Here is a 2837-nt window from a genome sequence, read left to right as displayed (position 1 = left end):
CGTTCCTGGGACAACATGTCCTTGGTCTGCCGAGATCCTACTGAATAGGCCCTCACGACATGACCACCACCACAACACCCAATGTCGCTACCGACGTGCTGCGATTCGTCGGGGCCCACGCCAATATTCTGGCGCCCATCGCATTCGGAGAGCCGCGCACCCTGGTCGACACTCTCGAAGAGCACGCTGCCGAACTCGACCACGTGCGCATCCACCAAATGGATCCGTTCGTACAGCGCCGATACATTCGCGGCGAGTTCGGTGACCATCTACGCCATGTCAGCTACTACCTGGGGCCCGGATCGCGGCAGGCCTACTGGGGCGGGCAGGTCGAGCTCGTGCCCAACCACTTTTCGGAAGTGCCGATGATTTTGCGGCAGGTCGTGCATCCTAGCCTGGCGATCGCGGCGGCCAGCGGGCCCGATGAGCACGGCTATTTCAGCCTCGGCACCAATGCCGACTATCTGGTGTCGTTCATCGGTGAGGTGCCGCTCTTCCTGGAAGTGACTGACGCCCAGCCCTTTACCTACGGCCAGAACCACATCCACATCAGCAAGGTCGCGGGCTGGATCAAGACCGATGCGCCGTTGCCGGCGGTCACCAAGCGCCCCTCTGATCCGCGGGATAAGGCTATCGCCCGGTTCATCGCGGCGATGATTCCCGACGGGGGATGCCTGCAGGTCGGTGTCGGCGCCATCCCTGATGCCTTGCTCTCAGAACTCGCCGATCACACAGACCTCGGGGTACATACCGAATGCTTCTCCGAGGGCTTGATGACCCTGGTGGAACGCGGCGCAGTGACCGGATCGCGCAAACGCCACCACCGCAACAAGCATGTGGCGACGTTCTCGGTGGGCTCACCTGAACTCATGCACTGGCTCGACGACAACGCCGCGGTGGAGATGCTGCCGGTCGAATGGACCAACGATCCGCGCGTCGTGGCGCAGGAACCCAACTTCATGTCCATCAACGCCACCACTGAAGTGGATCTCATGGGGCAGGCGGCCAGCGAGACCATCGCCGGCAAGTACTGGTCGTCCTCGGGTGGGCAAGCAGATTTTGCGCGCGGCGCGATGTATTCGCCCGGCGGTAAGGCGTTTTTGGTGCTGCACTCGACTACGAGTTCGGGCCGCGGGCGGATCCGCACCGAACTCAGCGCGGGCAGCGTCGTCACCACCCTCAAGAACACCGTCGACCACATCGTCACGGAGTACGGGGTGGCCTTATTGCGTGGCGCGTCGATCAGCGAACGCGCTCAGCGGTTGATTGCCATCGCAGACCCGGACCACCGCGACGAACTGCGATTCGACGCCCGCAAAGCCGGACTGCTGCATTAACGGAAGGAAGTGCACGATGAACCGCTCACAGGGCGAGAATCAGCCCAGTCGGGCACTGGCCGAATTCGTCGCGACCACATCGTCGGAGGAGATATCCGACCAGATCGTTGCTCGTCTTCGGCGGCTGCTACTCGACTGGGTAGGCATCACCGCGTTCGCCGGGCACTACGCCGAAAACGCCGCTGCAGTCACCCACGCGATCGACAACCTGGACACGGGCAGCGGAACCACCGTTGTCGGGCAGGCCCATACTCACGGTGCGCTCTACGCCGCGTTCCTCAACGGCACTTTCGCCCACTCCATGGATTTCGACGACACCAACATCAATCAGAATGGCGCCGCCATGCACCCCGGCGCACCAGTCATCGCCGCCGCACTCGCCGACGCCGAGCGGATTGATGTCGACATGGCCGACTTCTACCAGGCGCTCGCCGTAGGTTATGAGGCAGCCTGCCGGGCCGCCGCCGCACTCGGTCCGGCCAGCTACGACCGAGGCTTCCACACCACCGCTATAGCAGGCATTTTCGGCGCCGTTGCGGCGGCCGCACGGCTACGCGGCCTCGACGCCGAGGCGACGCTGGCGGCCTTCGGGCTGGCATTGAGCAAGGCAGCGGGCAGCATGCAATACCTGGCCAACGGCTCCTGGAACAAGCGACTGCATCCCGGGTTTGTCGCACACGACGCCCTGTTATGTGTGGAGTTGGCACAAGCCGGCGTGATCGGGGCGGCCGAGCCGCTGGAGGGGCGATACGGCTTATTGCACAGCTACACCGATGACGCCGACGCAGTGCAGCTGACCGCTGGGCTGGGCAGCACCTGGTTACTACTGCAGACCGCGGTCAAACCCTATCCTTCGTGCCGATGGACGCACGGCGCGGTCGATGCGGCGCTGTCGCTACGCTCAGAAGTTCCGGCGCGACAACGACTCGACGCACACATCAGCGTGCGGCTCAATCCGACCGCATACACCATCGTCGGGGAACCGCAGCCGCAGAAGATCAAGCCCGCCAACACGGTTGACGCACAATTCAGTGTGTATTTCCAGGTCGCCGCGGCTTGGCTCGACGGTCACGTCGACTGGTCAACCTACGATCACCTCACCGATCCAGCGATTACAACGTTGGCCGCACACATCGACGTCGAAAAAGATGACCACGTCACCAAGAACGGCAGCACCGTCACGATCGACGTTGCCGGTGAGACACTGTGCAAGACAATTGATGCGGCGCTGGGCGAGTTGGCGAACTGGATCAGCGACGACCGGTTGCGCGACAAGTTCGAACGGCACGCCGGCCGAATCTATGGCAGCCAACACGCCCAGGCGATTGCGGCGGCGGTGCTGGACGGACCGCTCCGCATGCGCGCGCGTGAACTGGCCGGACAACTACGGCTGGGAGTAAACGGTCGTCATGTCTAGTACGACCGAGACCAAGGCCGAAGCCGAGGTGGCCGGTCTCCAGATGGCGATCGATCGCGGCGTTGAACACGTCATCAAGAAGC

2 protein-coding genes are annotated in these 2837 nt (G+C 63.3%); both read left to right on the top strand.

What is annotated here, in order from left to right; translation table 11 throughout:
• The first annotated feature begins 59 nt into the window (after positions 1–59).
• On the top strand, positions 60–1337 hold the full coding sequence (locus tag QOI01_RS34030; protein WP_526388308.1) for an acetyl-CoA hydrolase/transferase family protein: 1278 nt from the start codon (positions 60–62) through the stop codon (positions 1335–1337).
• Between the two features lie 16 nt (positions 1338–1353).
• On the top strand, positions 1354–2754 hold the full coding sequence (locus QOI01_RS34025; protein ID WP_526388306.1) for an MmgE/PrpD family protein: 1401 nt from the start codon (positions 1354–1356) through the stop codon (positions 2752–2754).
• Positions 2755–2837 lie beyond the last annotated feature (83 nt).

The sequence above is a fragment of the Mycobacterium sp. genome (assembly GCF_032162605.1).
Classification (GTDB): Bacteria; Actinomycetota; Actinomycetes; order Mycobacteriales; family Mycobacteriaceae; genus Mycobacterium.
The sequence above is the reverse complement of the archived record's forward strand: the minus strand, read 5'-3'. Positions and strand labels throughout refer to the sequence as shown.